The sequence below is a fragment of the Streptococcus sp. GMD6S genome, from assembly GCF_000297015.1.
Map to the genome: position 1 here is coordinate 1 of NZ_AJRH01000385.1, position 4,956 is coordinate 4,956.

Genomic DNA, 4,956 nt, shown 5'->3' on the forward strand with positions numbered 1-4,956 from the left:
AGGGAGAATGATTGGTATTAGAATATTTTTACAAGCCGAGGGATGCTATTTTTGGTATAATAGATGGAAGAAAATGAGGTTAGAAAAGATGATTTTTGATACGCACACACATTTAAATGTAGAAGAATTTGCAGGACGTGAGGCAGAAGAAATCGCCTTGGCTGCTGAGATGGGTGTGACACAGATGAATATTGTTGGTTTTGATACACCGACCATTGAGCGAGCCCTGGAGTTGGCAGATGAGTATGAGCAACTCTACGCAACTATTGGTTGGCATCCGACGGAAGCAGGGACTTACACAGATGAGGTCGAAGCTTACTTGCTTGAAAAACTAAAACATCCCAAGGTTGTTGCCTTGGGGGAGATTGGTCTGGACTACCATTGGATGACAGCACTTAAGGAAGTACAGGAGCAGGTTTTTCGTCGTCAGATTCAGCTGTCTAAGGATTTGAACTTGCCTTTTGTGGTCCACACTCGTGATGCGCTTGAAGATACTTATGAGATTATCAGGAGCGAGGGCGTTGGTCCTCGTGGTGGAATTATGCATTCATTTTCAGGCTCTCTCAAGTGGGCTGAGAAGTTTGTCGAGCTTGGTATGACCATTTCTTTCTCAGGAGTAGTGACTTTTAAGAAAGCAACGGATATCCAAGAGGCTGCTAGGGAGCTTCCTTTGGACAAGATTTTGGTAGAGACGGATGCGCCCTACCTAGCTCCTGTTCCTAAACGTGGCCGTGAGAACAAAACAGCCTACACACGCTATGTGGTGGACTTTATCGCCGACTTGCGTGGGATGACGACCGAGGAATTAGCAGTTATAACGACTGCAAATGCAGAGCGTATTTTTAAAATAAAGTATTAAGACAAGGAGATGGAATGTTAAATATTATTAAAGAATATAATAAAGATTTTACTACGGAAATGATAAAAGAATCATTTTTTGTAATTGATAATAATTGTTTGCTATTTCCACTGAAAGACTATGTTCTAGGAGAGAAAATAGTAGATTCATTCGATAAAATAAAAAAAGATGTATATATCCCATATGTAACACAAATTGAATATCTAGAAAATGAATTGAATATAATTAATGCAAGGAATGAAAAAGTAGAAAAGGCGAGGGAGATAATTAAAAATATTGAAAACTCGAATAAGTTGTTAGAGACAAGTATTAAAAATATTGTAAATAATAATCTTTTCAGTGATATAAATAAGTATAAAAAAGTTGACGACATGAAAACTATGTATAATCAAATTTCAAAATTTAAAGAGGATTACTTTGAAAGAATCAATAAATATACAGAAGAGTTGAAGGTTATAAATAATAAACTAATAGATGAAAAAAATAAGCTATTAAAAAAAGTTGATTGGAAAATATCAACTACGAGTGTCGATGAAATAAAGAGAGTAATTGAGAAATTCCTAGATGAGGTAAAGCTAGGATCAGACTACACTGATAATACTTTAAGTAGATATATAGAGAGGATAGATGCACGTTATAAGTTAAAAATATCTCCGGGATATGAAGATATTGTTGAGAAATCTAAAGAGACAATTTTTTTAGGTGGGAAATCAGTACCTAGATTTTATTCAGATGCTATTTTTTGGTTAGATGCGCTAGATTATATTAAGTGTAATCCAAATGTAGTTAAAGATAAGAAATATTTGATTGTTATTTCAAATGAAGGTAAACCAGATTGGGTTTTAGAGGGGAATAAAACAAAAATAAATTTGGATATGTATTCTGAATGTTGTCGAGAAACAGGTTTGATTGTTAAAAAAATAGATATTTGGACACTTTTAAAAGCAACTGGAGTAGCGGATGGAAGTTCAATTGAAACTTCTCGAAAAAATTATGATAATGAGAAATATGATTTTAGTTTATATGGACAAAATTATGTTGGAATAACACAGCAAGCTAAAATGATGGGAATTGTTTTTGAAAAAATTATTTCAAAAATTGATGGCTCGGATATCAGTATCCCGTGTGTCTTACCATTTGAAGATTCACTTAAAGAGATTAATACTACATTTGATAGATATATCATTGTAACAGATAAACTTGGAAAAGAATTTATAGTAGGAACATCTTTGAATTTTACTCAAAAACTTAGATATATTTTTGATTTGTTGGATGGAAGAGTTGAGAAAAGCGCTGGGCAATTAAGATTTATAGATAGTGAAGTCCAGAGTGATTGGGAAAAGATATGTTCTCAAAGAAAAAAATAAAATTGTCCCAAGTCATCGTGGTCGAAGGTCGCGATGATACGGCCAATCTCAAACGTTACTTTGATGTAGAGACCTATGAAACACGAGGTTCCGCAATAAATGACCAGGATATAGAACGCATTCAGCGCCTGCATGAATTGCATGGAGTCATTGTCTTTACAGATCCAGATTTTAATGGGGAACGGATTCGACGCATGATTATGACGGCCATTCCAACAGTGCAGCATGCTTTTCTCAAGCGAGATGAGGCTGTTCCCAAATCTAAGTCCAAGGGACGTTCTCTGGGAATCGAACATGCTAGCTATGAGGACCTGAAAACAGCGCTGGTTCAGGTGACAGAGCAATTTGAAAACGAGAACGAGTTTGACATCAGTCGTGGTGATTTGATTCGCCTAGGTTTCCTAGCGGGAGCAGACAGTCGTAGGCGCAGAGAGTATCTAGGCGAACAGCTTCGCATCGGCTATTCCAACGGCAAGCAACTCCTCAAGCGGTTGGAGTTATTTGGGGTAACCTTGGCAGAAGTGGAAGAAGTGATGGCTAAGTATTCAGACTAACGGAGTCAGGAATGAAAAAAGTAATTATTACGGGTGGCAATAGTGGTATTGGCTACCAGTCTGCTAAACAGTTGGCTGAAAAGGGCTGGTCGGTAACTCTCTTTTGTAGACGGAAAGAAGCTGCCGAGCAAGCTTGTGAGGAAATTCGTCAGCAGACAGGAAATCCATATGTAGATTATATCTTGGTTGATCTATCTAATATGAAGAGTGTCAGGAAAGCGGTAGAGAAGTATATCCAAAAAGAAGAGACTTTAGATATTTTAATTAACAATGCAGCTGACTTTGATTTGTCAGTCAAAAAGCCCATCCTGACTAAGGATGGTTTAGAAAAGCAATTTGCGACCAATGTTGTCGCCCCTTTCTTGCTGTCTATCTTGTTGAAAGGTTTGTTGGAAAAGTCTGAGACTGGTCGGATTATTAATATTTCTTCCCAAGGGCTGATGCTTTATCCTTTCATGAAGCTTGATTTTGAAAATTTAGCTGGTCAAAAACATTATAGCCCTGCCAAGACCTATTATCAGAATAAACTGGCCTTGTTGATGCTGTCGCTTTATATGCGGAAATGGTGGAAAGGTATCAAAATTCAGGCAATCCGTGTGACCAATGTCAGAGTTGATATGCGCCGCTATGATCACCTCAGCGCTTTTATGAAAAATCTTTATAAAATTAAGTCAAAATTTTCGATTAGTCCTGAAGAAATGGCCAAAGTCTACACAGCCTTATCTACAGAAGATGACCATGACGGTTTTCTGTATGACGAGAAATGCAGGGAAGTAAAAGCAAATAGAACTGCTTACGAAGAAGAGGGGCAAGCAAAACTCTATTCCTTACTTGAACAACTGACATTTTCAAGAGACAATCTATAAAGAATTAGAAAAATAAATTTTACGCTTACTTCAATAGTGGAAAGAAATTTAGATATCAAAATCTGTTTGGAGAGTTCTGAAAAGTGATAACAATAACCAGATAACCCGAAAATATAAGGGGAATGTGTTACAATAGAGGTACTTAGATTTATTTTGATAGCGTTAAAATAGAAACTTATAAGGACAGAACGAAATGAAAATCCGAGTTGACAGAGATTCTGTGTGTATTGGGGATGATGTATTGCCCCATGAGACAGAATTCGAGATTTCTGAAGATATGACGGTGAAAGAATTTTTTGACTTTCTAGAAAAGGAACGTTATTTGCCGTCTGTTCAAGGAAATAATGTGGCCTGGGAACTCCGTAATCGAAATGGGGAACACGGTGTTTATTTCACCAAAACACGAGAGATTATCCATCCAGATGCGGTCTTAAAAGAGATGTTGGAAGGAATTACTGAGACTCCCTTATTTGTTTTGCTCTATCATTATACCCCGGAAGCATACTATATTAGAAAAGAGAATAAATGAGAATTGCAGATTATAGCGTGACCAAGGCAGTACTGGAGCGTCACGGTTTTACCTTTAAAAAGTCCTTCGGGCAAAATTTCCTGACGGATACCAATATCCTTCAAAAAATCGTGGATACAGCTGAAATTGATGATCAGGTTAATGTTATCGAAATCGGGCCAGGGATTGGTGCCTTGACAGAATTTTTGGCTGAGCGTGCAGCTCAAGTCATGGCATTTGAAATCGACCACCGTTTGGTACCGATTTTAGCAGATACCCTGCGTGATTTTGACAATGTGACAGTAGTCAACGAGGACATTCTCAAAGTGGATTTGGCGCAGCATATCCAGAGTTTCAAAAATCCAGACCTACCAATCAAGGTAGTAGCCAACTTGCCCTACTATATTACGACGCCTATTCTCATGCACTTGATTGAAAGTGGCATTCCTTTTAGTGAGTTTGTCGTTATGATGCAAAAAGAAGTGGCGGATCGTATCTCCGCACAGCCAAATACTAAGGCTTACGGTAGCTTGTCGATTGCGGTGCAGTATTATATGACAGCTAAGGTTGCCTTCATCGTGCCTCGTACGGTCTTTGTGCCAGCGCCAAACGTAGACTCAGCTATCCTGAAAATGGTGCGTCGTCCAGAGCCTGCTGTAGCAGTAAAAGATGAACAATTTTTCTTTAAAGTTTCCAAGGCTAGTTTCACTCATCGTCGCAAGACCTTGTGGAATAACTTAACAGGCTACTTTGGCAAGACTGATGAAGTCAAGGAAAAGTTGACCAAGGCTTTGGATCAGGC

General features: G+C 38.0%; 6 protein-coding genes. All 6 read left to right on the forward strand.

Annotation, left to right across the window (positions count from 1 at the left end; genetic code table 11):
* Nucleotides 1-88 precede the first annotated feature (88 nt).
* On the forward strand, nucleotides 89-859 hold the full coding sequence (locus GMD6S_RS11920) for a TatD family hydrolase (RefSeq protein ID WP_000575627.1): 771 nt from the start codon (nucleotides 89-91) through the stop codon (nucleotides 857-859).
* 14 nt (nucleotides 860-873) lie between these two features.
* Entirely contained in the window at nucleotides 874-2,226 is a 1,353-nt protein-coding gene (locus GMD6S_RS11925; RefSeq protein WP_000932025.1) for a PIN-like domain-containing protein, read from the forward strand.
* On the forward strand, nucleotides 2,205-2,780 hold the full coding sequence (rnmV, locus tag GMD6S_RS11930) for a ribonuclease M5 (protein WP_000491759.1): 576 nt from the start codon (nucleotides 2,205-2,207) through the stop codon (nucleotides 2,778-2,780). The genes GMD6S_RS11925 and rnmV overlap by 22 nt, the downstream gene beginning before the upstream one ends.
* Before the next feature lie 11 nt (nucleotides 2,781-2,791).
* Nucleotides 2,792-3,646: an SDR family NAD(P)-dependent oxidoreductase gene (locus GMD6S_RS11935; RefSeq protein ID WP_000755762.1), complete on the forward strand. Its 855-nt coding sequence runs from the start codon at nucleotides 2,792-2,794 to the stop codon at nucleotides 3,644-3,646.
* Nucleotides 3,647-3,839: 193 nt separating this feature from the next.
* Nucleotides 3,840-4,175, forward strand: coding sequence for a hypothetical protein (locus tag GMD6S_RS11940; protein ID WP_000702740.1), 336 nt, complete (start codon nucleotides 3,840-3,842; stop codon nucleotides 4,173-4,175).
* Nucleotides 4,172-4,956 (forward strand): 16S rRNA (adenine(1518)-N(6)/adenine(1519)-N(6))-dimethyltransferase RsmA (gene rsmA / locus GMD6S_RS11945; RefSeq protein WP_001216873.1); only part of this gene is annotated, 785 nt, incomplete at its 3' end. The genes GMD6S_RS11940 and rsmA, both read left to right, overlap by 4 nt.

What these genes read in the sequence shown, in the direction of transcription:
- rnmV (WP_000491759.1), top strand. Translation starts at nt 2,205, where the DNA reads ATGTTCTCAAAGAAAAAAATAAAATTGTCCCAAGTCATCGTGGTCGAA.
- GMD6S_RS11940 (WP_000702740.1), top strand. Translation starts at nt 3,840, where the DNA reads ATGAAAATCCGAGTTGACAGAGATTCTGTGTGTATTGGGGATGATGTA.
- GMD6S_RS11935 (WP_000755762.1), top strand. Translation starts at nt 2,792, where the DNA reads ATGAAAAAAGTAATTATTACGGGTGGCAATAGTGGTATTGGCTACCAG.
- GMD6S_RS11920 (WP_000575627.1), top strand. Translation starts at nt 89, where the DNA reads ATGATTTTTGATACGCACACACATTTAAATGTAGAAGAATTTGCAGGA.
- GMD6S_RS11925 (WP_000932025.1), top strand. Translation starts at nt 874, where the DNA reads ATGTTAAATATTATTAAAGAATATAATAAAGATTTTACTACGGAAATG.